Annotated in this window: 21 protein-coding genes; 12 read left to right on the forward strand and 9 right to left on the reverse strand. The window is 63.9% G+C overall.

The features are described 5' to 3' along the window. Positions 1 to 15: 15 nt before the first annotated feature. Positions 16 to 816, forward strand: a complete 801-nt coding sequence (locus ABID19_RS10585) for a ParA family protein (protein WP_292406110.1) — start codon at positions 16 to 18, stop codon at positions 814 to 816. A 50-nt stretch (positions 817 to 866) separates the two neighbouring features. After that, positions 867 to 1,751: a ParB/RepB/Spo0J family partition protein gene (locus tag ABID19_RS10590; RefSeq protein ID WP_352936571.1), complete on the forward strand. Its 885-nt coding sequence runs from the start codon at positions 867 to 869 to the stop codon at positions 1,749 to 1,751. 318 nt (positions 1,752 to 2,069) lie between these two features. Here ABID19_RS10590 and holA read toward each other — a convergent pair whose 3' ends face one another. Continuing rightward, a complete protein-coding gene (gene holA / locus ABID19_RS10595; protein ID WP_354490254.1) occupies positions 2,070 to 3,116 on the reverse strand; it encodes a DNA polymerase III subunit delta in 1,047 nt (348 codons plus the stop codon). 702 nt (positions 3,117 to 3,818) lie between these two features. Here holA and ABID19_RS10600 point away from each other — a divergent pair. The 4 genes from ABID19_RS10600 (at position 3,819) to lpdA (ending at position 9,130) form a co-directional block, all read left to right on the forward strand. Beyond that, positions 3,819 to 5,051 (forward strand): 3-methyl-2-oxobutanoate dehydrogenase (2-methylpropanoyl-transferring) subunit alpha, encoded by a 1,233-nt coding sequence (locus ABID19_RS10600; protein WP_354490256.1) that lies wholly within the window; start codon positions 3,819 to 3,821, stop codon positions 5,049 to 5,051. Between the two features lie 2 nt (positions 5,052 to 5,053). Further along, positions 5,054 to 6,067, forward strand: coding sequence for an alpha-ketoacid dehydrogenase subunit beta (locus ABID19_RS10605; protein ID WP_354490257.1), 1,014 nt, complete (start codon positions 5,054 to 5,056; stop codon positions 6,065 to 6,067). A 12-nt stretch (positions 6,068 to 6,079) separates the two neighbouring features. Continuing rightward, positions 6,080 to 7,408 (forward strand): dihydrolipoamide acetyltransferase family protein, encoded by a 1,329-nt coding sequence (locus ABID19_RS10610; protein ID WP_354490259.1) that lies wholly within the window; start codon positions 6,080 to 6,082, stop codon positions 7,406 to 7,408. Between the two features lie 324 nt (positions 7,409 to 7,732). Continuing rightward, positions 7,733 to 9,130, forward strand: coding sequence for a dihydrolipoyl dehydrogenase (gene lpdA / locus ABID19_RS10615; protein WP_354490261.1), 1,398 nt, complete (start codon positions 7,733 to 7,735; stop codon positions 9,128 to 9,130). Between the two features lie 339 nt (positions 9,131 to 9,469). Here lpdA and ABID19_RS10620 read toward each other — a convergent pair whose 3' ends face one another. Further along, entirely contained in the window at positions 9,470 to 10,573 is a 1,104-nt protein-coding gene (locus ABID19_RS10620; RefSeq protein WP_354490262.1) for a saccharopine dehydrogenase family protein, read from the reverse strand. Between the two features lie 126 nt (positions 10,574 to 10,699). On the opposite strand from ABID19_RS10620, the gene ABID19_RS10625 reads away from it, so the two are divergent. Beyond that, positions 10,700 to 11,128, forward strand: coding sequence for an Lrp/AsnC family transcriptional regulator (locus ABID19_RS10625; RefSeq protein ID WP_352936585.1), 429 nt, complete (start codon positions 10,700 to 10,702; stop codon positions 11,126 to 11,128). Positions 11,129 to 11,140: 12 nt separating this feature from the next. Here the strand turns inward: ABID19_RS10625 and ABID19_RS10630 are convergent, their stop codons facing one another. The 4 genes from ABID19_RS10630 to ABID19_RS10645 all read right to left on the reverse strand — a co-directional run bounded on the left by ABID19_RS10630 (position 11,141) and on the right by ABID19_RS10645 (position 13,551). Next, the gene (locus ABID19_RS10630) at positions 11,141 to 11,350 is read right to left on the reverse strand and encodes a hypothetical protein (RefSeq protein ID WP_354490263.1); all 210 of its coding nucleotides are present in this window, start codon (positions 11,348 to 11,350) and stop codon (positions 11,141 to 11,143) included. Continuing rightward, positions 11,347 to 12,102 carry a COG4280 domain-containing protein gene (locus tag ABID19_RS10635; protein WP_354490264.1) on the reverse strand — a complete coding sequence of 252 codons (756 nt, stop codon included), beginning with the start codon at positions 12,100 to 12,102 and terminating at the stop codon, positions 11,347 to 11,349. The genes ABID19_RS10630 and ABID19_RS10635 overlap by 4 nt, the downstream gene beginning before the upstream one ends. Positions 12,103 to 12,252: 150 nt before the next feature. Then, the gene (locus tag ABID19_RS10640; RefSeq protein WP_354490266.1) at positions 12,253 to 12,738 is read right to left on the reverse strand and encodes a hypothetical protein; all 486 of its coding nucleotides are present in this window, start codon (positions 12,736 to 12,738) and stop codon (positions 12,253 to 12,255) included. Between the two features lie 54 nt (positions 12,739 to 12,792). Further along, positions 12,793 to 13,551, reverse strand: a complete 759-nt coding sequence (locus tag ABID19_RS10645; RefSeq protein ID WP_354490268.1) for an SDR family NAD(P)-dependent oxidoreductase — start codon at positions 13,549 to 13,551, stop codon at positions 12,793 to 12,795. 272 nt (positions 13,552 to 13,823) lie between these two features. Between ABID19_RS10645 and ABID19_RS10650 the strand changes: the two genes are divergently transcribed. Together ABID19_RS10650 and ABID19_RS10655 are read left to right on the forward strand one after the other, a co-directional pair. Continuing rightward, on the forward strand, positions 13,824 to 14,189 hold the full coding sequence (locus ABID19_RS10650) for a RidA family protein (protein WP_354490269.1): 366 nt from the start codon (positions 13,824 to 13,826) through the stop codon (positions 14,187 to 14,189). A gap of 23 nt (positions 14,190 to 14,212) precedes the next feature. Continuing rightward, entirely contained in the window at positions 14,213 to 15,442 is a 1,230-nt protein-coding gene (locus ABID19_RS10655) for an amidohydrolase/deacetylase family metallohydrolase (RefSeq protein WP_354490271.1), read from the forward strand. Positions 15,443 to 15,589: 147 nt separating this feature from the next. On the opposite strand, the gene ABID19_RS10660 is transcribed toward ABID19_RS10655, so the two are convergent. From ABID19_RS10660 to ABID19_RS10670, 3 genes are all read right to left on the reverse strand, one after another. Next, on the reverse strand, positions 15,590 to 17,377 hold the full coding sequence (locus ABID19_RS10660) for an NAD(P)/FAD-dependent oxidoreductase (RefSeq protein WP_354490668.1): 1,788 nt from the start codon (positions 17,375 to 17,377) through the stop codon (positions 15,590 to 15,592). 312 nt (positions 17,378 to 17,689) lie between these two features. After that, complete coding sequence (locus ABID19_RS10665; protein ID WP_354490273.1) at positions 17,690 to 18,634, reverse strand: MurR/RpiR family transcriptional regulator; 945 nt, start codon at positions 18,632 to 18,634, stop codon at positions 17,690 to 17,692. 72 nt (positions 18,635 to 18,706) lie between these two features. Beyond that, positions 18,707 to 18,925 (reverse strand): hypothetical protein, encoded by a 219-nt coding sequence (locus ABID19_RS10670; protein WP_354490275.1) that lies wholly within the window; start codon positions 18,923 to 18,925, stop codon positions 18,707 to 18,709. A 21-nt stretch (positions 18,926 to 18,946) separates the two neighbouring features. On the opposite strand from ABID19_RS10670, the gene ABID19_RS10675 reads away from it, so the two are divergent. From ABID19_RS10675 to ABID19_RS10685, 3 genes are all read left to right on the forward strand, one after another. Further along, the gene (locus ABID19_RS10675) at positions 18,947 to 19,774 is read left to right on the forward strand and encodes an ABC transporter ATP-binding protein (RefSeq protein WP_354490276.1); all 828 of its coding nucleotides are present in this window, start codon (positions 18,947 to 18,949) and stop codon (positions 19,772 to 19,774) included. Further along, positions 19,771 to 20,631 (forward strand): ABC transporter permease, encoded by an 861-nt coding sequence (locus ABID19_RS10680; RefSeq protein WP_354490278.1) that lies wholly within the window; start codon positions 19,771 to 19,773, stop codon positions 20,629 to 20,631. The genes ABID19_RS10675 and ABID19_RS10680 overlap by 4 nt, the downstream gene beginning before the upstream one ends. A gap of 69 nt (positions 20,632 to 20,700) precedes the next feature. Beyond that, entirely contained in the window at positions 20,701 to 21,867 is a 1,167-nt protein-coding gene (locus ABID19_RS10685; protein WP_354490280.1) for an ABC transporter substrate-binding protein, read from the forward strand. The last annotated feature ends 88 nt before the right edge of the window (positions 21,868 to 21,955 follow it).

A 21,955-nucleotide genomic window follows, 5' to 3' on the forward strand; every position in this document is an offset into this window, starting at 1 on the left:
TTCTGGCATAGACCCATGATGAAGAACGGCCCCCGAATCATCACCGTAGCCAACCAGAAGGGCGGCGTCGGCAAGACGACGACGGCCATCAATCTGGCCACGGCGCTGGCGGCGATCGGCGAAAAGGTGCTGATCGTCGACCTCGATCCGCAAGGCAATGCCTCGACGGGCCTTGGCATCGACCGCAAGGACCGTACCGTCTCGTCCTATGACGTGCTGACCGGCGAGCTGGAACTGGAGGCGGCGGCGATCCCGACTGCTGTGCCGGGCTTGTCGATCGTGCCCTCGACGCTCGATTTGCTCGGCATCGAAATGGAGATCGCTTCCGCACCCGACCGGGTGCTCAAGCTGCGCAATGCGCTACGTGCCGCGAGCGAGCGCGGTGCGCCCTTCGGCTATGTGCTGATAGACTGCCCGCCGTCGCTCAATCTTTTGACTTTGAATTCAATGGCGGCGGCCGATTCTGTTCTTGTTCCGCTGCAGTGTGAATTCTTCGCGCTTGAAGGCTTGAGCCAGTTGCTGGAGACGGTCGAGCAGGTGCGCCGCTCGATCAATCCCGATCTGATCATCCAGGGCATCGTGCTGACCATGTACGACGGTCGCAACAACCTCGCCAACCAGGTGGTGCAGGATGTACGGGCGCATATGGGCGACAAGGTCTATGAAACCGTCATCCCGCGCAATGTGCGTGTCTCCGAAGCGCCATCCTATGGCAAGCCGGCGATCCTCTACGACCTCAAATGCTCCGGCAGCCAGGCCTATCTGCAGCTTGCCTCCGAGGTGATCCGCCGCGAGCGCAAATTGCGCGCCGCCTAGGGTAACGACTTGCAGAAGCTGATTCGACACCGAAACGATCTGGACAGACGATGAGCGAAGACCTTTCAAGAAAAAGACTGGGGCGGGGACTGGCCGCGCTGATCGGCGAAATCGACCGTCCGGCAGCAGTGGAAAAGCAGGGCATGAACGCCGACGGCAAGGTGCCGATCGAGTTCCTGAGCCCGAACCCTAAAAATCCGCGCCGGCATTTCGGTGACGCCGATCTGACCGATCTTGCCCAGTCGATCCGCGAGCATGGCGTGGTGCAGCCGGTGGTGGCGCGGCCCTCGCCGACGCAAGCTGGCCGCTATGAGATCATCGCCGGCGAACGGCGCTGGCGCGCTGCGCAGCGCGCCGGGCTGAGCGAGATCCCGATCATCGTGCGCGACGTCAACGATCGCACCGCACTTGAGCTGGCGATCATCGAAAACGTCCAGCGCACCGACCTCAATCCGGTCGAAGAGGCGCTCGGTTACCAGCAGCTGATCGACGACCACGGCTACACCCAGGCCGATCTCGGCCAGGTGATCGGCAAGAGCCGCAGCCATGTCGCCAACACGCTGAGGCTGCTGAAGCTGCCGGACGTGATTCGCGACATGCTGGTGGATGGCGCGCTGTCGGCCGGTCATGCCCGCACATTGGTGACGGCAGAGGATCCGGCGGGCTTGGCCAAGCGGATCGTCGAGGAGGGGCTTTCGGTGCGCCAGGCCGAAGCGCTGGCGCAGATGCCAGCGGGCGCTCCAACCGTAAAGCGGCAGGCTGCGGAGCCGGCGCAAAAGGATGCCGACACGCTGGCGCTGGAAAAACTGATGACCGACACGATCGGCATGATCGTCACGGTCGAGCACAAGGAGCGCGGCGGCGTGCTGCGCGTTGCCTACCGGACATTGGATCAGCTCGATGAATTGTGCCGAAGGCTGAAGCAGGAGCGGTAGGTGCTTGCGGCACGCATGTTCTTAGCCGGCAAATAATCTTCTGGCTTAGGATTAAGCACGGCCGAGGCGGACATCTTCGCCCTGGGAATACAACGAAGGGCTGGCGAATGCCGGCCCTTCCTTTTTCAGCGCGCTGGTGAGTGGCGAAATCGCTGAGGCTGCTGATCTCCCCCCTCGAGGGGGAGATGGCCGGCAGGCCAGAAGGGGTCGTCTCACATTAAGCGCCGGCACCTTGCGGAGGCGAAGAAGATGTCTGCGTTCCACGCGCGGCGACCCCCTCTGTCGCCTTCGGCGACATCTCCCCCTCGAGGGGGGAGATCATCCGCGTTGCGCCAGCCTTGCACTTTCCACGGCAATGCCAAGTAGCGCCTGTCGCGCCAGCGCGACCGAGAGATCCGGCCGCCGGCGGGTTTGCAGCACGGCGGTCTGCAGGCGGTTGAGCGCGCGGCCCAACGCCTCGCTGTTCCAGCGTTCGAGCGCTCTCTCCACCAGTTTGCGCCGCGTGAAAAACACCGGCGGGCGCGCCGCGGCGACGACCGAAGCGGCGTTGCGGCCGCCGGTGTCCATCTGCCCGCGCATCGCCTGGATCGCCTGCAGCTGCCGCATCGCCGAAGAAAGCACCAGAAAGGCCTGGCCACCGGACTGGCAGTGGCGGGTAAAGGCCATGTCGAAGTCGCCGACCTTGCCTTCTAGCAAGGCATCGACGGCATCGTCGAAGGAGAGACCGGAAACGTCGCCCGATGTGGCCTTGACGTCGTCGAGGCCGATCTCGGTCTGGCCATGGGCGTAAAGCACCAGCTTCTCGACTTCGCCGCGCGAGGCCAGCCGGTCGCCACCGAGGTTGCGGCGCAGCGCCTGCCTGGCCTCCAGCGTCATCGACATGCCGGCCTTGCGCAATTCATCATCGATGACCGTGTCGATGTCGCGGGCCTCGTCGGCGTAGCACGGCAGCGCCATGGCAATGTCGGCCGCCTCGACGATGGCGCGCAGGCCGACGCCTTTCTTCAAGTCGCCGGCTTCAATGAGTATGATCGCATCCTGCGCGGGTTCTGATGCCAGCGCCTTGACGTCGTCGGCAAGCGCCTTCTGGCCGGAGGCATTGCGCACCCAGAGCAGGCGCCTGTCTGAAAACATCGGCACGGTTCGCGCCTCGTCGAGCAGGCGGCCCTCGTCGCGATCGACTTCCGAACCGTCCAACCTGACCACCGAGAACGGATCGTCGAGGGGCAGACCGGTTTTGCCGGCAAAGGCCTTCGCCCGCTCGGCGACGAGCCCGCGGTCGGGCCCGTAAAGCAGGACGATCGAGATGCGCGGATCCGGCCGCGCCAACCACGAATCGACCTCGTAACCTTTCTTCTGTGCCATGGGGGATGGTTAGCATGATGCGGGCGCGGGGTGAAACGAGATTGGGGCAAACTGCTAGTGCGGCTTGACTTAGGCGCAGGGCAGCCAGCGGGTTTGGTCGTGGGCCAAGTTAGGTCTCGCCTGCAACGCGGCAGCGCTCGAAGGTAACGGCATGGATCCTAGGGTCTCCGCTACGTCGCTTCGCTCCTGCTCTGCCCTAGGATGACGAAGGCGTAGTGGCTTAGGGCCAATTGTGGATGCCGTAGATTTGGCAGTTGCGTTGCCATGTAACAGATAGCACCGGATGGCTTGCGGGGTGGCGGCTATCGACAAATCGCAAGCCTGCGAGACTAGCCGAAGCCTCCCCTCCCTTCGTCATCCTAGGGCGGAGCAGGAGCGAAGCGACGTAGCGGAGACCCTAGGATCCATGCCGTAACATCAGCCGAGGAGTGCGGCGATCCAGTGCTCGCTCGCGTGCCCCGCTCGGCGCCCTGATCTGAATCGCAACGTTCTGATCCGCGAATTGCTTATCTGGCGGGAACCCGGCGCAATCATTTGCCAAATTGCGCGCTGGCGCGGAAGATCGACAAGAAATTTCGCCGATATATCTTCATCTTGACGAGTGCTGGCGCTGGCGCGTCGCTGGCCCGAAGCCTCAACGAATTGGCACTGGTCCGGCGGTGTGCAAATATCTTGGCCGGGCAACATTGGAGGATCTTGGTCATGGCCGATGCAGGAATGTTGCGTTTCCATGTGCCGGAACCGGAAGTGCGGCCGGGCGGGACGCCTGACTTCTCTGACGTGACCATCCCCAAGGCCGGCTCGGTGCCGCGTCCCGAGATCGATGTCGATCCGCGCACCATCCGCGATCTGGCGTTTTCGATCATCCGGGTGCTCAACCGCGCCGGCGAAGCCGTCGGGCCATGGGCCGGGCTGCTTTCCGACGACGAATTGCTGGAAGGGCTGCGCCACATGATGACGCTGCGCAGCTTTGACGCCCGCATGCAGATGGCGCAGCGCCAGGGCAAGACCTCCTTTTACATGCAGCATCTCGGCGAAGAGGCGGTGAGCTGCGCCTTCCGCAAGGCGCTGGCGCCGGGCGACATGAACTTTCCGACGTATCGGCAAGCAGGGCTGCTCATCGCCGACGGCTATCCGATGGTCACGATGATGAACCAGATCTATTCGAACGAGGCCGATCCGCTGAAGGGGCGGCAGTTGCCGATCATGTATTCGTCGAAGGAGCATGGCTTCTTCTCGATCTCCGGCAATCTGGCGACGCAATACATCCAGGCGGTCGGCTGGGCGATGGCTTCGGCGATCAGCAATGATTCGAAGATCGCCGCCGCCTGGATCGGCGACGGTTCGACGGCCGAGTCCGACTTCCATTCGGCGCTGGTCTTCGCCTCGACCTACAAGGCGCCGGTCGTGCTCAACGTCGTCAACAACCAGTGGGCGATCTCGACCTTCCAGGGCATCGCCCGCGGCGGCTCCGGCACTTTCGCCGCCCGCGGTCTCGGCTTCGGCATTCCGTCGCTGCGGGTCGACGGCAACGATTATCTCGCCGTCCATGCGGTGGCCAAATGGGCCGCCGAGCGGGCGCGGAAAAATCTCGGGCCGACGCTGGTCGAATATGTCACCTACCGCGTCGGCGCGCATTCGAGTTCCGACGATCCGTCTGCCTACCGGCCCAAGGCCGAGTCCGACGCGTGGCCGCTCGGCGATCCGATTGTCAGGCTGAAGAAGCATCTCATCCAGCGCGGCGTCTGGTCGGACGAACGCCACACACAGGCCGAAGCGGAGATCCTCGAAACGGTGATCGCGGCGCAAAGGGAGGCCGAGCGCCACGGCACGCTGCATGCCGGCGGCAAGCCATCGGCGCGCGACATGTTCGAAGGCGTCTATGCCGAGATGCCGCCGCATCTCAGGCGCCAGCGCCAGCAGGCAGGGGTCTGATCATGCCAAGACGGACAATGATCGAGGCGATCCGCGATGCCATGGACGTGTCGATGGCGCGCGACGAACGCGTCATCGTGTATGGCGAGGATGTCGGCTTTTTCGGCGGCGTCTTCCGCTGCACGCAAGGGCTGCAGGCGAAGTACGGCAAGAGCCGCTGCTTCGATGCGCCGATCAGCGAAGCCGGCATCGTCGGCTCGGCCATCGGCATGGCCGCCTACGGCCTAAAACCTTGCGTCGAGGTGCAGTTTGCCGACTACGTCTATCCGGCTTACGACCAGATCGTCTCCGAGGCAGCGCGGCTGCGCTATCGCTCGAACGGCGATTTCACCTGCCCGATCGTGGTCAGGATGCCGACCGGCGGCGGTATTTTCGGCGGCCAGACCCACAGTCAGAGCCCGGAGGCGCTGTTCACCCATGTCTCCGGCCTGAAAGTCGTCGTGCCGTCCAACCCGCATGACGCCAAAGGTCTTTTGATCGCGGCGATCGAGGACCCCGATCCGGTGATCTTCCTGGAACCGAAGCGGCTCTACAACGGGCCATTCGACGGTCATCACGACCGCCCGGTGACGCCGTGGTCGAAACATGAGCTCGGCGAGGTCGCCGACGGCCACTACACGGTCCCGCTCGGCAAGGCGGTCATCCGGCGGCCGGGGGCCGCTGTCACCGTGCTCGCCTATGGCACGATGGTCTATGTCGCGCAGGCGGCGGCCGAGGAAACCGGCATCGATGCCGAGATCATCGATCTCCGGACATTGCTGCCGCTCGATCTCGAGACGATCGTTGCCTCGGTCAACAAGACCGGCCGCTGCGTGATCGTGCACGAGGCGACGCTGACATCGGGGTTCGGCGCTGAGCTGTCGGCGCTGGTGCAGGAGAACTGCTTCTACCTTCTGGAAGCGCCGGTGGCGCGGGTCGCCGGCTGGGATACGCCCTATCCGCACGCGCAGGAGTGGGACTATTTTCCCGGTCCCGCCCGGCTCGGCCGGGCCTTGCTTGAAACGATGGAAGCTTGAGAGGGGCTGACGATGGGCGAATATGTGATCAAGCTGCCCGATGTCGGCGAAGGCGTCGCCGAGGCCGAGCTCGTCGAATGGCAGGTCAAGGTCGGCGATCTCGTGCGCGAGGACGCGGTGCTGGCCGCTGTCATGACCGACAAGGCGACGGTCGAGATTCCGTCGCCCGTAGATGGCGAGATCCTCTGGCTCGGCGCCGAGATCGGCGACACGGTGGCGATCGGCTCGCCCATCGTCCGCCTGAAAGTGGCCGGTGACGGTAATGTAAAGCCGGAGACCGGCAAGCCGGAAAAGATCGCCAAAGCCGAAGCGCCGGCAGAGGCAGCCGCCTCCAAGCCCGAGGCCGCTGCAGCGGTGCCGAGGCCATCGCCCCAGGTGGCCGAGGCACAAGGGAAACCAGAGCCGTTTCCGGTCGTACCGAAAAGCAGATCACAGTCCCCCGTCTCCGGCGCGCCACGCTTCGAAGGTGAAAAGCCGCTGGCCTCGCCCGCCATTCGCCTGAGAGCGAAAGAGGCCGGCATCGATCTCCGGCAAATTGCGGGGAGCGGCCCGGCCGGCCGCATACAGCACGAGGACATCGATGCGTTCCTGGCGCGCGGACCGCAGGTGGCGAAGGTCTCCGGCCTCGCCCGCAACGAGACGATCGAGGACATCAAAATCGTCGGGCTCAGGCGCAAGATCGCCGAGAAGATGACGCTGGCAAAGTCGCGCATCCCCCACATCACCTATGTCGAGGAGATCGACGTCACCGCGCTCGAGGATTTGCGTGCCGCGCTCAACAAGGAGAAGCGCAGCGGCGCGGAACGGCCGAAGCTGACGCTGCTGCCGTTCCTGATGCGGGCGATGGTCAAGGCGATTGCCGACCAGCCCAACCTCAACGCGCTGTTCGACGATGAAGCGGGCATCATCCACCAGCATGGCGGCGTCCATATCGGCATCGCCGCCCAGACACCTTCGGGGCTGGTGGTGCCGGTGGTCAAGCACGCCGAGGCGCGCGACATCTGGGACTGTGGCGCCGAGGTCGTCAGGCTCGCCGAGGCGGCCAAATCGGGCACGGCGACGCGCGACGAACTCTCGGGATCGACCATCACCATCACCTCGCTCGGCGCCATGGGCGGCGTCGCGACAACGCCTGTGATCAATCACCCGGAAGTGGCTATCCTCGGCGTCAACAAGATGATGGTGCGGCCGGTATGGGACGGCACCCAGTTCATCCCGCGCAAGATGATAAACCTGTCCTCCAGCTTCGACCACCGGGTGATCGACGGCTGGGATGCCGCGGTGTTTATTCAACGGATCAAGACGCTGCTGGAGACGCCGGCGCTGATTTTCGTGGACTAGTGCCATGAACAGAGACAGTGGACTGGCACTGCGGACTGGTTGGCAGCCGTCGAGCCCCAACGGTTGCGATTGGTGGCAGGTCACCATGACTTCGTCATCCTCGGGCTTGACCCGAGGATCCATGCCGCGACCAATGCTGAATGGCGCCGCGGAGCAGAATTCCGCACCGCCGCGACGTTTTGATGTCACGGCATGGATCCCAGGGTCTTCGCGACGTCGCTTCGCTCCTGCTTCGCCGTGGGATGACGAAGGGAGGGACGTTTCGGCCAATGTCCGAAGCTACAGATTTGCCAAACCTGGCGCGGCGACAATCAAGGTGCCAACATGAAAGAAATCTCCTGCAAGCTGCTCGTCATTGGCGCCGGGCCCGGCGGCTATGTCTGCGCCATCCGCGCCGGCCAGCTCGGCATCGACACGGTGATCGTCGAGTTCGGCAAACCTGGCGGCACTTGTCTCAATGTCGGCTGCATCCCGTCCAAGGCGCTGATCCACGCGGCGGAGGAGTTCGAGAAAATCTCCCATATGGCCGGCGGCAAGAGCCCGCTCGGCATTTCAATCGCAACACCATCCATCGATCTCGAAGCCACCATCGCCTGGAAAGACGGAATTATTAGCCGGCTTAATAACGGTGTTGCCGGCCTGCTCAAGAAGGCCGGAGTCAAGACCGTGCATGGCTGGGCGAAATTCCGCGACGGCAAGACCATCGAAGTCCAGACCGAGACCGGGATGCAGGTGGTTCGCGCCGAGACGGTGGTGATCGCGACCGGCTCAGCGCCGGTCGAGCTGCCGTCGCTGCCGTTCGGTGGGCCGGTGATCTCGTCCACCGAAGCCTTGGCTCTGAGCGAAGTGCCGGAAAGGCTTGCCGTCGTCGGCGGCGGTTATATCGGGCTGGAGCTCGGCATCGCCTTCGCCAAGATGGGCGCCAGGGTGACCGTGGTCGAGGCTTTGCCGCGCGTACTGGCGCAGTATGATGCCGAGCTGACCCGGCCGATCGTGAAGCGGCTTGCCGAGCTCGGTATCGAGGTGCTGGTGGGCGCCAAGGCCAAGGGGCTGTCGACCAAGGGCGATGCGCTGCTGGTCGAGACCAAGGACGGCAAGAATGCCAAGATCGCTGCCGACAGGATCCTGGTCACCATCGGCCGCAAGCCGGTGATCGAAGACTGGGGGCTCGACCAGATCGACCTCGATATGGCGGGAAAATTCATTCGCATAGACGACCAGTGCCGCACCTCGATGCGCGGTATCTTTGCCATTGGCGACGTCACCGGCGAGCCGATGTTGGCGCACCGGGCGATGGCGCAAGGCGAAATGGTCGCCGAGATCGCCGCTGGTCACAAGCGCAGCTGGGACAAGCGCTGCATTCCCGCCGTCTGCTTCACAGATCCGGAACTGGTCACCGCAGGCCTGTCGCCGGACGAGGCTAAGGCGCTCGGCGGCGAGATCAAGGTCGGGCTATTTCCGTTTGCTGCCAACGGCCGCGCCATGACCAAGCTTGGTGAGGAGGGCTTTGTCCGGGTCGTTGCCCGCGCGGACAATCATCTGGTGCTCGGCATCCAGGCGGTCGGCCAGGGCGTATCGGAACTGTCGACGGCCTTCGGCCTAGCGCTCGAAATGGGCGCAAGGCTGGAGGACATCGCCGGCACTATCCACGCCCATCCGACGCAAGGCGAAGGTTTTCAGGAAGCGGCGCTGAAAGCGCTTGGGCACGCGCTGCATGTTTGAAGTGCTTCACCCTCCCTCTTGTTTGGACGCAAGGGGGAGGAACGGCGCGAACCTACCTCGCCAGGGGCCTTTCCTCTCCCTCCGGAGGGGGGAGAGGTGGCGCTGCGAAGCAGCGACGGAGTGGGGGAAGGCGGTCCTCAAATGCGCCGCCGCTGACAACTCACCACAGGGGCTCATTAGGGCGAGGCATCGCCCCGGTCTGAAATAACAACGCCTGAGGGCAGGTCGCTCCCCCACTCCGTCGAGCTTCGCTCGACACCTCTCCCCCGGTCGACGGGGGAGAGGAATGGCGCGAACTTATTCCTTCCGGCTCCCATCCTTCTCCAAAGAGGCGGCAGCTCACCCCGCCAGCCGGCTCACCATCTCATGCTGCGCATAGGCGTGGCCGAAGCGGTTGGCGAGGAAGGCGTCGAGCGCGATTTCCTCCTGCTTGATAAAACCCTTCGCCGGCAAGGTGCCGTCGGCCAGCATGTCGAGCACCGCGCAAATGGCTGACGCGGTGGTGATCTGGATGGCGCTGCGCACCATGTCGCCGACACGCTTGGCGTAGATCTTGTTGGCGTAGGTCTCCTGCAGCAGGCGGCCGTTCTTGCGGCCGCTGACGGTGACGAAGACGATGACCACGTCCTGCAGCGTTGCCGGCAGGGCGCTTTCAAAAATGTCCTTCAGCACGTCGCGGCGGTGGCGCAGGCCGAGATCGTTGAGCAGCGCCTTCATGATCGCGGCATGGCCGGGGTAGCGGATGGTGCGATAGTTCAGCGTGCGAACCTTGCCCTTCAGCGTTTCGGCCAGCGTCCCGAGCCCTCCAGAGGTGTTGAACGCCTCGTAGGTGACGCCGTCGAGCGAGAATTCCTCGCGCTCCTCCAGCGGCGGCACCTCGATCAACTCGCCTTCGACGATCGCTTCGCAAGGCTCGCAATATTCGTTGATGACGCCGTCGGTGCTCCAGGTCAGATTGTAGTTCAGTGCATTCGACGGGTATTGCGGCAGCGCGCCGACCCGCATGCGCACGCTTTCCAGCGTGTCGAAGCGGCTGGCGAGATCATTGGCGACGATCGAGATAAAGCCCGGCGCCAGCCCGCATTGCGGAATGAAGGCGCTGTTGGCGGAGCGCGCCAGTTCCTTGACCCGCCTGGTGCTGACGACGTCCTCGGTCAGGTCGAGATAGTGGACGCCGGCGCTGGCTGCCGCTTCGGCGATGCGCGTGGTCAAGTGGAAGGGCGCGGCGCTGAGCACCGCGAACTTGCCGGCCAGGGCTGCTTCGAGCGTGCCTGATGCTTCGATATCGAGTTCCAGCGTCTCGACCGTATCAGGCAGTTCGGCTGCGCCGAGCTGTGCGGCCGAGCGGTCGACGAGGGTGACGTGATAATCGCCGGTGGACGCCAGCATCTCGGCAATGGTCGAGCCGATCTTCCCCGCGCCGACAACGATGATTTTCTTCATGACCGATTCCCTCACCCGAACGTTAATTGCGAAGAACAGATTCGCAGCTTGCCTGTCGAAAGGAAGCGTGGAATTGTGCGAAACGAAGCCTCTTGTTAATCAAAATGCCGATGAGGTTCGTCGAAAGTGCTTAGCAACGCCGAACAGGCCCTGCTTTCCCTGCTGCGGGTGAACGCGCGCGCCTCGACGGCCGAGCTGGCGCGGCGGCTCGGCGTGTCGCGGACGACGGTGCAGAGCCGGATCGAGCGGCTGGAGCAGCGCGGCATCATCTCCGGCTATGGGGTCAGGCTTTCGCCTGATTACGAACAGGGACTGGTGCGGGCGCATGTCCTGCTTACCGTCACGCCCAAGCTTGCCGACAAGGTGGTGCGCAGCCTGCAGGCGCTACCGCCGGTGCGGACGCTGCATTCTGTAAGCGGCAATTTCGACATGATCGTCATCGTCGACGCGCCGTCGATCAAGGATCTCGACACACTCCTCGATCAGATCGGCGCGATGGACGGGGTCGAACGGACGTCCTCCTCGATCATCCTGTCGACGCGGATCGATCGGTGAGTGCTGCCCGGATTACCGGTTCCGCGCGGCGCGCCGCACGCTCTGCACCAGGATCGCGACGCAGCCGATTAGCAGCAGGATGCCGCCAACGAGCGGCGGCAGCGCCAAGAATTTTACCGCTGCCGTGATTGCCGCGATCAGCAGCAAAGCGAGCAGCGCCAGATTGCCGTCGTCGACGAACATGCCGATGAATTCCCTCGCGGCAAGGCGAATGACATTCATCGGGCCAACCCTCCGGTGAGTGCGGGATGGGCGCTGCGCAGCCAGCGAACGATGGCAAAGGACGCCAGCGCGACGATAGCGAAGATCGCGAGCAGGGCCAGATCGTCGCCCGGCCAATCGGCGCCGATGCCTTCACCGGTCCAGAAGATGCCGAAGCTGGTCAGCATCAATCCGACGATGAATTTGAGCGCATTTTCAGGAACGCGCGCCAGCGGCCGATGCAAAGCGAGGCCGACGAGCATCACCAGGACGAACGCTGCCAGGGCGCCCAGGCTCGCATAGAGCGTCTGGCCGTGTGCTGCGCCGACCGCGATGACGATGAACACCACCTCGACACCTTCGAGCAGCACCGCCTTGAACGCCGCCACCCCCGCCAGATAGTCGGCCCGCCTGTCATTGGCCTGCCGATGCAGCACTGCGGTTTCCCTGGAAAAGGCCGCCTCCTCGTCACGCAGGGCGATGACACCGGCGGCGCGCAGGATAGCTTTGCGCAGCCAGCGCATGCCGAACAGGATCAGCAGCACACCGACGACGAACTGCATGATAGTAATGGGAACGAGCGCCAGCAGCGGCCCGAACGCAAGGACCAGCGCGGCGAGCAGCGCCAGCGCCAGTGCCGCGCCGATCAGCGCCGGTCGCCAGCTGCGCGTTACGCCGACAGCCAGCACGATGGTGAACGCTTCAACGACCTCGACGAAGGAAGCGAGAAAAGCGGCTGTAATGGTCGAGACGATGGGTGTGAAGCCGGTCATGATTCCGTCCTGGGCTAGGATCGCTTCTTACCATGGACGCGGGGGTCGGTACCCGCCACCGATTCTCACAAATTTGCGCCAGCGAGCGATCGCTTCGTCATTCCCAGGGTCTGCGCTCCGCTTCGCCCTGAGATGACGAAGGCATCGTGGCTAACTCCCGAGCGGATGCGGCATATAGCCGACGAAGCCTGATATTTTCCAGCTTCCCGCGACCTTGGTGCAAAAATACAAGGTTTGCCATTTCAGCTTCTCGGCACTGCCGTCGGGTTTGGCGATCGAGCCGTTGAACTTTTTGTGCAGCACGGCGCGGTCGCCGTCGACGTCGATATCGCGCATGTTGGTGATGCGAAACAGCGCCTCGCGCAGCGGTTCGGCAAATGTCGTCGCGGCGGTTTCCCCGGCCTGGCGCAGCCACTCGTCGCGATAGCTGCGAAGCGTCGGGAATTGCAGCCGCCAGGCATCTGCGTCGCTGAGAAAATGAGCGTGCATGCCGAAGAAGCTCGAGGCGACGAAATCATCCTCGACCATCGCCCAGTCCTGGCCAAGGAAAGCGTCGATGTCGCGCCGCACCAGCATCTCCCAGAGCGCATGGCGGTCGGCGTCGCCGGGCGGAAACGGGTTCTTGTCGAAGGTCACTTTTGCTCCCCTGTGTGCGATGTTTCGGCCGGCTGAAGGCTCGACTTGATCCGATCAGCCGCCGATCTGGTCCAGAAACGGCAGATTGCCGGCCATCAGGCCGGCGTCGACATTCAAGGTCGTGCCGGTGATGCCGCTGGCGAAGGGCGACGCCAGGAATATCGCAGCGCGGGCGACCTCGACGGGCTCGACCAGCCTTCCCAGCGGATAGAGCTTGCCGACGGCGGCGAGGATCTCCGGCTTGTGCGCTAGGCGGTGTTCCCAGGCGCCGGTCCGGATCGAGCCGGGAATGACGGCGTTGGCGCGGATGCCGTTGCGGCCTTCCTCGGTGGCGATGGCGCGCATCCAGGCGTTGAGTGCTGCCTTGGCGGCGGCATAGGCGGGATTGCCGAAATGGGCCTGTGCGTTGACCGAGGAGATGAACACGAAGGCGGCGCCCTGCGGCTGGTTGCGCATGACGGGAAGCAGTGCCTGCGACAGCAGGGCGGCGCTGCGAAAATTCAGATCCATTTCGTGATCGAGAGCCACCGTCGAGACATCGGCGAGCGTTTCCGCCCGCGTCCAACCGGCGTTGGAGATGACTGCCGCTGGTGCAGCGTTTCCGCCGATGCGCTTGGCAAATGCCGCCACGGCCTCGTCATCGAGCAGGTCGAAATGATGCGCCTCTTCTATCCCGGCGCCGGTCAGGTCGGTGCCCTCGCGATCGCAGGCGACCACCCTGGCCCCGCAGGCGGACAGGACCGCGACCAGCGCACTACCGACGCCGCCGGCGGCACCTGTCACGACCACGCTGCGGCCACCGAAATCGATCATGCGGCTTCCTCGTTCTCCCTCGCCAATCCTCGCCTGCCGGATGACTCGACGCAATCGCTGATCGAGCAGGATGCGGATGCTCTTGTAATAAAGCAACATGAATTCCAAAAAATGTTGCTTTCCAACACAGCCTGTATGAGAATCGCCGGGACAGGCGTAGACCTTCCGGCAGTAAACGGGCAAACCGGTGCAGCGAAAGAGCCCGAACCGCGCGGCTCGGCGGCGATTGCCGGAGGGCAAAGCGCTGATGCTTTTGAACAGGGAGACTTTCCGTGCCCAAGCAGTGTTTTGGAACATCCCATGTGCCGCTGTCGCCCGCGGTCCGGGCTGGCGATATGGTCTATATCTCGGGCCAGGTGCCTGTCGGCAGCGACGGCGTGGTGGTCAAGGGCGGCATCGCCGAGCAGACAGAGCAGGTGCTTTCGAACGTTAAGGCAGCCCTGGCACTGGCTGGCTGCACGATGGACGACGTCGTCAAGACGACCGTGTGGCTAGAGGACGCGCGCGACTTCGGCGCCTTCAACGCCGTCTACGCCAGGCATTTCCCAAAAGATCCACCGGCGCGCACCACCGTCGAATCGCGCCTGATGATCGACATCAAGATCGAGGTCGAGGCTGTCGCCTATAGACCGGTGTGAAGACGGAACGGAGGCGGACGCCGATGCAATTTGATCTCCTCCTGAAGGGCGGCCGTCTAATCGATCCGGCGTCCGGCCTCGACGCGCAACGCGACCTGGCCATTGCCGATGGCCGCATCGCCGCGATCGATGCCGACATTCCGTTTGACCGCGCGGCGCGTGTCATCGATGCGACGGGCTCCATCGTCGCGCCCGGCCTTATCGACCTGCACAGCCACGTCTATTGGGGCGGCACCTCGCTCGGCGTCGATGCCGACCGCCTCGCCGCCAAAAGCGGCACCACCACCTTTATCGACGCGGGAAGCGCCGGCGCCGGTAATTTCCTCGGCTTTCGCCGTCATGTCATCGAGCGCTCGAAAGTTCGCATCCTGGCCTATGTCAACATTTCCTTTGCCGGCATTTTCGGCTTCTCGCAGACCGTTTCGGTCGGCGAGTGCAGCGACCTCAGGCTCTGCGAGCCGCGCGAGACGGTGGCGGCGGTGCGCGAGCATCGAGACGTGGTTGTCGGCGTAAAAGTCCGCTCGGGCCGCCATGCCGGCGGCACCAGCGGCATTGCGCCGGTCGACCTGGCGCTGGAGGCCGCCGACCAGGCCGGCCTGCCGCTGATGGCGCATATCGACGAGCCGCCCCCCGGGCGTTCGGAAGTGCTGCCGCGGCTGCGCAAGGGCGACATCCTCACCCACTGCTTCCGGCCGTTTCCCAATGCGCCGATCTTCGCATCGGGGGCGGTGCGGCCAGACATGCGGCTGGCGCGCGAGCGCGGCGTCATCTTCGATATCGGCCACGGCATGGGTTCGTTCGATTTCGAGGTCGCCAAGGCGATGCTTAAGGAAGGGCTGGCGCCGGATGTGATCAGCAGCGACGTGCATCTCTACTGCGTCGACGGGCCGGCTTTCGACATCCTGGTCTGCATGTCGAAGCTGCTGGCGCTCGGCATGCCGCTGGTCGAGGTGCTGCGCGCTGCGACACAGCGGCCGGCCGAGGCGATCGCAAGGCCCGATCTTGGGGCGCTTACGGTTGGTGCCGTCGGCGACATCGCGGTGCTGCGGCTGCGCCCGGGGCGTTTCACCTTCGTCGATGCCGTCGGCGCGTCGCTGGTCGCCGAGCAGAGGCTGGTCTCGGACGGCATCGTGGTCGGCGGCACCTGGTGGCCGAACGAGGCCGTAGACGATCTGAGCGATACCGAGCGCTTCGAAGCGCATGCCCATGAGACGCATGTCGATGTGGTGGCCAGGCATTTCGGGCGTGGGTGATCTCCCCCCTTGAGGGGGAGATGTCGCCGAAGGCGACAGAGGGGGTCGGTTCGACCGGGCTCGCCTCCTTGCAACGGATGGAGGTTGGCGCTCGACGCGCGGCGACCCCCTCTGGCCTTCCGGCCATCTCCCCCCCAAGGGGGGAGATTACAGCTTCACCCCCGGCGCTCCATAAACCGGCGTCGCAACCCCTTCCATCCTCGCCTTGATCTGCAGCGCCACGAACTTCGAGTAAAAACGCGACAGCGCCAGATTGCCGCCGTGGAACCATAGCGCTTCCTGCGCGGTCGGCTTCCACATGTTGCGCAATTCGCCTTGCCATGGCCCCGGGTCGCCTTTCACGCCCGAGCCTATCCCCCAGCACGGGCCGACCTTGTCGGCGACCTCACGCGAGACGATCGCCGCCACAGTTTCGTTCATCGACTGATAGCCGGTGCAGGAGATGATCGCATCGGCCGCCAGTTCGGTGCCGTCGTCGAAGAGGATCCCGGTCGGCGTCAGCGACTTGATCCCGACGCCGCTGCGGACGCCGATCTCGCCGTTGATGATTAGATCCGAAGCGCCGACGTCGATGTAATAGCCCGAGCCGGTGCGGTAGGCCTTCATCAGCAGTCCGGTCTCGTCGTCGCCAAAATCGATGGCGAAGCCGGCGCCGCGCAGACGATCATAGAAAGCAGCGTCGCGCGCCTTGATGATGTCGTAGAGCGCGCGCTGGCTTTGCGGCAGCAGCGCGAATGGGGTCGAGGCGACGATCATGTCGGCCTTCTCGGTGGTGATGCCGCGGGCCAGCGCATCTTCCGAAAAAATCTCGAAGCCGACCTCCATCAGCGTGTCGGACTTGACCACCGTGGTCGGCGAGCGCTGGATCATCGTCACCTCGGCGCCGCTCTCCCAGAGGTCGACGCTGACGTCATGGCCCGAACTCGCCGCGCCGATGACCGCAACGCGTCTGCCGCGGAATTTCTCGCCGCTGGAATACTGGCTGGAATGCAGGATCTCGCCCTGGAAAACATCGGCGCCCGGCAGGTCGATCCGTCTTGGCGGGCCGTAGGCGCCGGTCGCAAAGACGATGTGCTTCGGCTTCAGCGTGATGCGCTCGCCGGCGCGTTCGACTTCGACCGTCCAGATTTTTTCGGCCTCGTCATAGCTGGCGCTGACGCATCTCGTGGAGGTCCAGTAATTGAGCTCCATGACGCGCGTGTACATTTCCAGCCAGTCGCCCATCTTGTCCTTGGGCGTGAACACCGGCCAGTTCTCGGGAAACGGGATGTAGGGCAGATGGTCGTACCAGACCGGATCGTGCAGCACGAGCGAGCGATAGCGGTTGCGCCAGGAATCGCCGGCCTGCGCATTCTTCTCGATGATGATGGCCGGCACGCCGAGTTGCCGCAGCCTCGCGCCCAGCATGATGCCGCCCTGGCCGCCGCCGATGACCAGGCAGTAGGGCTGCTGGCCGGAGCCGAGGTCGCGCGTCTCGCGCGCTCTCGCCTCCGACCAGGTCTCGCGGTCGGGATCGGCCTTATGGCGGACACCGAGCGGCCGCGCCGGACCCTTGCGCTCCTCAAAGCCCTTGAGGTCGGTCATCGCCGTGAACAGCGTCCGGCACCGGCCGTCCTGAAGGCGCATGATGCCTTGGCCCCATGCCGATGATGACTCGAAAGTGAACCAGGCCTCGACGATGCCTTCATCCGAGCTTGCTTCGCCACTGAGCTGCCATCTAGCCGGCTTTATCGTCGCCAGCGTGGCGTCCAGCATATCGCGGATCGCGGCCCGGCCTTCCATGGTCTTGATGTTCCAGGTGAAGGTCAGCAGGTCGCGCCAGTAGCAGTCTTCGACAAACAGGTTGGTCGCGGCCTCGGCGTCGCCCGCTTCGAGCGCCCGGGCGAGGGAGGAAAGCCAGGTGGCGGCCTGTTTCGATGGTGCCATGTCGAGCATCTGTTGTCCTTCTACCTTTTCAAGTCGGCGCCGCCCGGTCTTTCCTTCTCCCTTGTGGGAGGAGGTGTCGCCGAAGGCGACGGATGAGGGGTGTTCCAGCTTGGCCCGCCGGCACTCCGTCCAAAACCCCTCATCCGTCTTGGCGCTGCGCGCCAATCCACCTTCTCCCACAAGGGGGCTGTTGCAAAATGGGGAAAACCGGGAACAAACGACCCGTTTTGGATTCTTTCTGTTCTTGTTCCGATTCCGGTTCGATTCCTTTTGTTCCGAATATTGCAACAGGCCCACAAGGGGAGAAGGAAGAGCCACTCCTCAATCCCCGAGCGGCTCCATCTCCTTACCCGTCCTGTGGATCTGGGCGTTGTATTTTATGCGGCGGACCGTTTCGCGGGCCGAGCCGTCGAGCTTGTAGGCCGCCGCGACCGCCATAAGGTCGATCGCGGCCAGGAAGGCGAAGCGCGAGGCTGTCGGCTTCAACGTGTCGGGATATTCTGGCACCGCGACCGTCAGCCTGACGTCGCAGGCGCGGGCCAGGTCGGTGTCGGGCGCGGTCACGCCGATCGCATTGGCGCGGTAGTGCTTGGCAAGTTCCACCGCTTCGATCACTTCTCGCGTGCGTCCGGTCGCCGAGATGGCGATCACCAGATCGCTCGGCTTCAAGGTCGAGGCGGTCATGCGCATCAGATAGGGGTCGCACTGGGCGCTGACGGTGATGCCGTAGCGGAACAGCCGGTATTGGGTTTCCTGCGCCAGCGCCGAGGAGCTGCCGCCGAGGCCGAACACTGTGACCTGGCGCGCCTTGGCGATGAGCTCGGCCGCCTTCACCAGCTGCGCCGGATCAAGCTGCCGTTCGGCTTCTTGCAGCGCCCGGCGTGCCTCGCCGAACACGGCGTTCCAGAACGGCATGCCGTTGTCGCTGCTGGTCGGCGGCGGCTTGCTCAGATAGAGCGCGCCGACGACGAGGCTCTGCGCCAGCTTCAGCTTGAAATCGCGCACGCCCTCGCAGCCGATGGCGCGGCAGAACCGGGTCACTGTCGGTTCGCTCACCCCGGCGCGCTGGGCGAGCACGGCATTGGAAGCGTCGACCGCGAATTTGACGTCGTCGAGCACGACATCGGCGACGCGCCGTTCCGCCGGGCGCAATTCAGCGTAAGAGTCCTTGACCAGCGAGATGATGTCGGGGATGCGCCTGACATGGTCGTGCCCCTCGGCATCGTCGTCGGAGGTCCGCCGTGCCTGGCCGTCAGCTTCGGTCATGAACTGAGCCTTCCTCTGCCGTTGGTTGAGCTGGACCTCTACCATGTCTGCGCATCGCTTGCCTGCTCCGCCTCATGCGATCCGCAACGTCTGTTGGAATGGCCATTCCAGGCGGCCGGCTATCGAAGTATGTAGGAAAGCAACAAGCTTTTCAAGAAATAGAAAAGCTAATCCAAACAACAGCGTAGGTGCCGCTACAGCGATCTTGCCGACGTCAGCTGCGGTCGCCGCTTGACAGTAAAGTAGGATAGTTACAGACTGATTTTGCGGACAGATGGCCCACTGGATCATCGCGCGATCTCCGAGGGGCGCATGAATACGGGCAGTGCAAAAACCCCGAAGCTTGGCGTGCAGGGCGCGACCAAGATCTATCATACGGCTTCCGGCGACCTTTTGGCGCTGGACCGCTGCAGCCTCGATGTTCATGCCAATGAGATCGTCTCGATCGTCGGCCCCTCGGGCTGCGGCAAGACCACGCTTTTGTGGTCGATGTCCGGGCTGCACCGCCTGTCCAGCGGGACGATCCGGCTCGACGGCAAGGAGATCACCGGGCCGCATCCGGATATCGGCATCGTCTTCCAGGAGGCAAATCTTTTGCCCTGGCGCAATCTCGACGCCAACATCCATTTTCCCTTCGAGATCAAGGGCGAGAAGCCGGATCGCGCCTGGATCGCCCATCTCGTCAATCGCGTCGGGCTCGACGGCTTCGGCGGCAAGTTTCCGCGCGAGCTTTCTGGCGGCATGCAGCAGCGCGCGGCGATCGTGCGGGCGCTGGCACTGAAGCCCTCGGTCCTGCTGATGGACGAGCCCTTCGGTGCGCTCGACAGTTTTACCCGCGAGGAGATGAACCGTCTCGTCGAGGAGATCTGGCTCGATACGAAGACCACCATCGTCTTCATCACTCACAGCATCGAGGAAGCGATCTTCCTCTCCGACAGGGTGGTGGTGCTGAGCGCGCGGCCGGGCCGCGTCGCCAAGGAATATCGTGTGCCATTCCCGCGCCCGCGCTCACTGGAGATCATGGCGACGAAGGAAGTCTTCGACCTCACCAACACGATCAAGATGGACATTGTCGGCGAGCGCGTACGGCCAAAGGCGCGGGAGCGTGGCACCGCCGAGATTGTGAGGATCAGGCCATGAGCGGAGGCGACACTATCCCGGAATTCTCCAAGACCAAGTCGGGCGCCAAGGCTGGCGATGGGCATGAGGTCAGCCTGACCAATCTTTCGGCCTTCGCCAGCGGCCCCGGCATCAGGTCGGGCGCCGAGCTCGCTGCCATCGTCGCCGTTGCGGTGATCATCATCGGCGGCATCGAGCTGGCGCTGCGGCTGTTCAATGTGCCGCACTACATCATGCCGGCGCCAAGCGCGATCGCCTACGCGCTGTTCGACGAGTTCCCGCTGATTGCGCCGCATCTCGGCTACACGCTGGTCGAGCTTGTTTCCGGCTTTTCGATCGGCGCCATTATCGGCCTGGTGATGGCCGCGGTGATCACCCAATTTCCTTTCGCCGAGAAGATCGTGGCGCCCTACATTCTGCTCCTGGTCACCACGCCGATGCTGGCGCTGGTGCCGCTTCTGATCCTGCGCTTCGGCTTCGGTTACACGCCGCGCATCATCGCGGTGGCGTTGGCCGCCGGTCCGATGGTGATGATCAATGCGGCGACCGGCTTTCGCCGCGTCGACAGCGCCAAGATCGCGCTGGCGCGTTCCTATGGCGCCAGCACCTTGCAGATATTTTGGAAGATTCGGGCGCCGATGGCGCTGCCGATGATCTTGGTCGGGCTGATGATCGGTGCGATCTTCGGGCTTTTGACCGCGGTCGGCGCCGAGATGGTCGGCGGCGGCTTCGGCCTCGGCAACCGGCTGACCACCTATTCGTCGATGATCCAGATGCCGCAATTCTTCGCGGTGGTTCTGATCCTCTCGATCCTCGGCATCCTGATCTACGTGCTGTTCTTCCTGATCGGCAAGAAGTGGGCGAGCTGGGAGGCATAGGCGCAAAGGTGATAATGGCGCCCGGGAGGCGGGCGTCAGGGCAAAGCAATCAACAAAAAGGGGAATGCCATGACCAAAGAAAGTTCAATCAGCCATAGTGCGGGGATCAGCCGCCGGTATTTTCTGCAAGTCACCGGCGCCGGCCTGGTGACGGCCACCGCGCTCGGTGCTTCCGGCCTCAGAGCCAAGGCCGAAGCCTATGAGAAATTCACCTGGATCTCGCCGCGCGGCACGCTCGAAGTGCTGGACGACTATCCCTATTGGGCTGCCAAGAAGGCAGGCTATTTCGGCGACCTCGACACCGACATGCAGCCGGGGCCGTCGGACGGCACCGCGACGGTGAAGTTCGTCGATGTCGGCCAGGCCGACATGGGCTTCCCCTCGCCCGGCGTCTTCTCCTTCGCCATCCAGAACGGCATGAAGCTCAAATCCGTGTTCCATATGGGCGCGCGCGACACGTTCAGCATCGCCTTCCGCAAGGGCGAGGGCTCGAACGATTTGAAGACGCTCGAGGGCAAGACCATCCTGCTCGGCTCCGCCGCATGGCAGTCGATCACCGACCCGCTGCTGGCGGCGCAGGGCGTCGACATCAAGAAGGTGAAGTATGTCGAGGCTGGCTGGCCGACCTGGGGCACTGCACTGGCCGGCGGCCAGGGTGACGCCGCCCTGTCGTGGGAAGGCCTGCGCGCCGAATGGATCGCCAAAGGTCTCGACTTCGAGTACTGGCTCGGCGTGCAGAATTCGAAGCTGCCGGCGAACACTTTCGTCGTGCGCGCAGCAGATCTCGAGGATCCCGACCGCAAGGCGTTCCTGGAAAAGTACCTGCGCGGCTGGGCGATGGGCCTCGAATTCGGCTACCAGAATCCGCGCGCCGCCGTCGAAGCGGTGTTCGGGCAGTTCCCGACGCTGGCCAAGAATCTCGGGCCCGAGCTCGGCACCACCTCGATCCTGCAGCAGATCAACGTCTTTCGCGGCGACATGGACAAGCGCGAAGGCTGGGGCTCGCACGACATGGCGAGCTGGCAGGGCTTCTTCGAGGAGATCCATAAGATCGGCCAGATCACCAGCCCGGTGAAGGCCGAGGACGTCTGCACCAACGAGCTGATCGGGCCGGCCAATAATTTCGACAAGGCCAAGGTCAAGGCCGATGCCGATGGCTACAAGCTGTCGGAAGGCTTTGCCGCGCTGGATGTCGAGAAGATCAAGGCGCATCTGTTCGACTCGGCGGTCAAGTAAGTCTGCTCGGCAATTGTCGATGTCGGCGCCGCCCCTCATTGCCCTGCCGGGCATTTCTCCCCGTATAGTGACGGGGAGAAAGACGCCA

It is taken from the genome of Mesorhizobium robiniae, from assembly GCF_040545535.1.
Taxonomy (GTDB): domain Bacteria; phylum Pseudomonadota; class Alphaproteobacteria; order Rhizobiales; family Rhizobiaceae; genus Mesorhizobium; species Mesorhizobium robiniae.

Coding starts and splice junctions, on each gene's coding strand:
- ABID19_RS10585 (WP_292406110.1), top strand. CDS start 16: ATGATGAAGAACGGCCCCCGAATCATCACCGTAGCCAACCAGAAGGGC.
- ABID19_RS10670 (WP_354490275.1), bottom strand. CDS start 18,925: ATGATCCAGTGGGCCATCTGTCCGCAAAATCAGTCTGTAACTATCCTA.
- ABID19_RS10635 (WP_354490264.1), bottom strand. CDS start 12,102: ATGACCGGCTTCACACCCATCGTCTCGACCATTACAGCCGCTTTTCTC.
- ABID19_RS10610 (WP_354490259.1), top strand. CDS start 6,080: ATGGGCGAATATGTGATCAAGCTGCCCGATGTCGGCGAAGGCGTCGCC.
- ABID19_RS10590 (WP_352936571.1), top strand. CDS start 867: ATGAGCGAAGACCTTTCAAGAAAAAGACTGGGGCGGGGACTGGCCGCG.
- lpdA (WP_354490261.1), top strand. CDS start 7,733: ATGAAAGAAATCTCCTGCAAGCTGCTCGTCATTGGCGCCGGGCCCGGC.
- ABID19_RS10605 (WP_354490257.1), top strand. CDS start 5,054: ATGCCAAGACGGACAATGATCGAGGCGATCCGCGATGCCATGGACGTG.
- ABID19_RS10680 (WP_354490278.1), top strand. CDS start 19,771: ATGAGCGGAGGCGACACTATCCCGGAATTCTCCAAGACCAAGTCGGGC.
- ABID19_RS10655 (WP_354490271.1), top strand. CDS start 14,213: ATGCAATTTGATCTCCTCCTGAAGGGCGGCCGTCTAATCGATCCGGCG.
- ABID19_RS10645 (WP_354490268.1), bottom strand. CDS start 13,551: ATGATCGATTTCGGTGGCCGCAGCGTGGTCGTGACAGGTGCCGCCGGC.
- ABID19_RS10660 (WP_354490668.1), bottom strand. CDS start 17,377: ATGCTCGACATGGCACCATCGAAACAGGCCGCCACCTGGCTTTCCTCC.
- ABID19_RS10665 (WP_354490273.1), bottom strand. CDS start 18,634: ATGACCGAAGCTGACGGCCAGGCACGGCGGACCTCCGACGACGATGCC.
- holA (WP_354490254.1), bottom strand. CDS start 3,116: ATGGCACAGAAGAAAGGTTACGAGGTCGATTCGTGGTTGGCGCGGCCG.
- ABID19_RS10600 (WP_354490256.1), top strand. CDS start 3,819: ATGGCCGATGCAGGAATGTTGCGTTTCCATGTGCCGGAACCGGAAGTG.
- ABID19_RS10620 (WP_354490262.1), bottom strand. CDS start 10,573: ATGAAGAAAATCATCGTTGTCGGCGCGGGGAAGATCGGCTCGACCATT.
- ABID19_RS10685 (WP_354490280.1), top strand. CDS start 20,701: ATGACCAAAGAAAGTTCAATCAGCCATAGTGCGGGGATCAGCCGCCGG.
- ABID19_RS10630 (WP_354490263.1), bottom strand. CDS start 11,350: ATGAATGTCATTCGCCTTGCCGCGAGGGAATTCATCGGCATGTTCGTC.
- ABID19_RS10675 (WP_354490276.1), top strand. CDS start 18,947: ATGAATACGGGCAGTGCAAAAACCCCGAAGCTTGGCGTGCAGGGCGCG.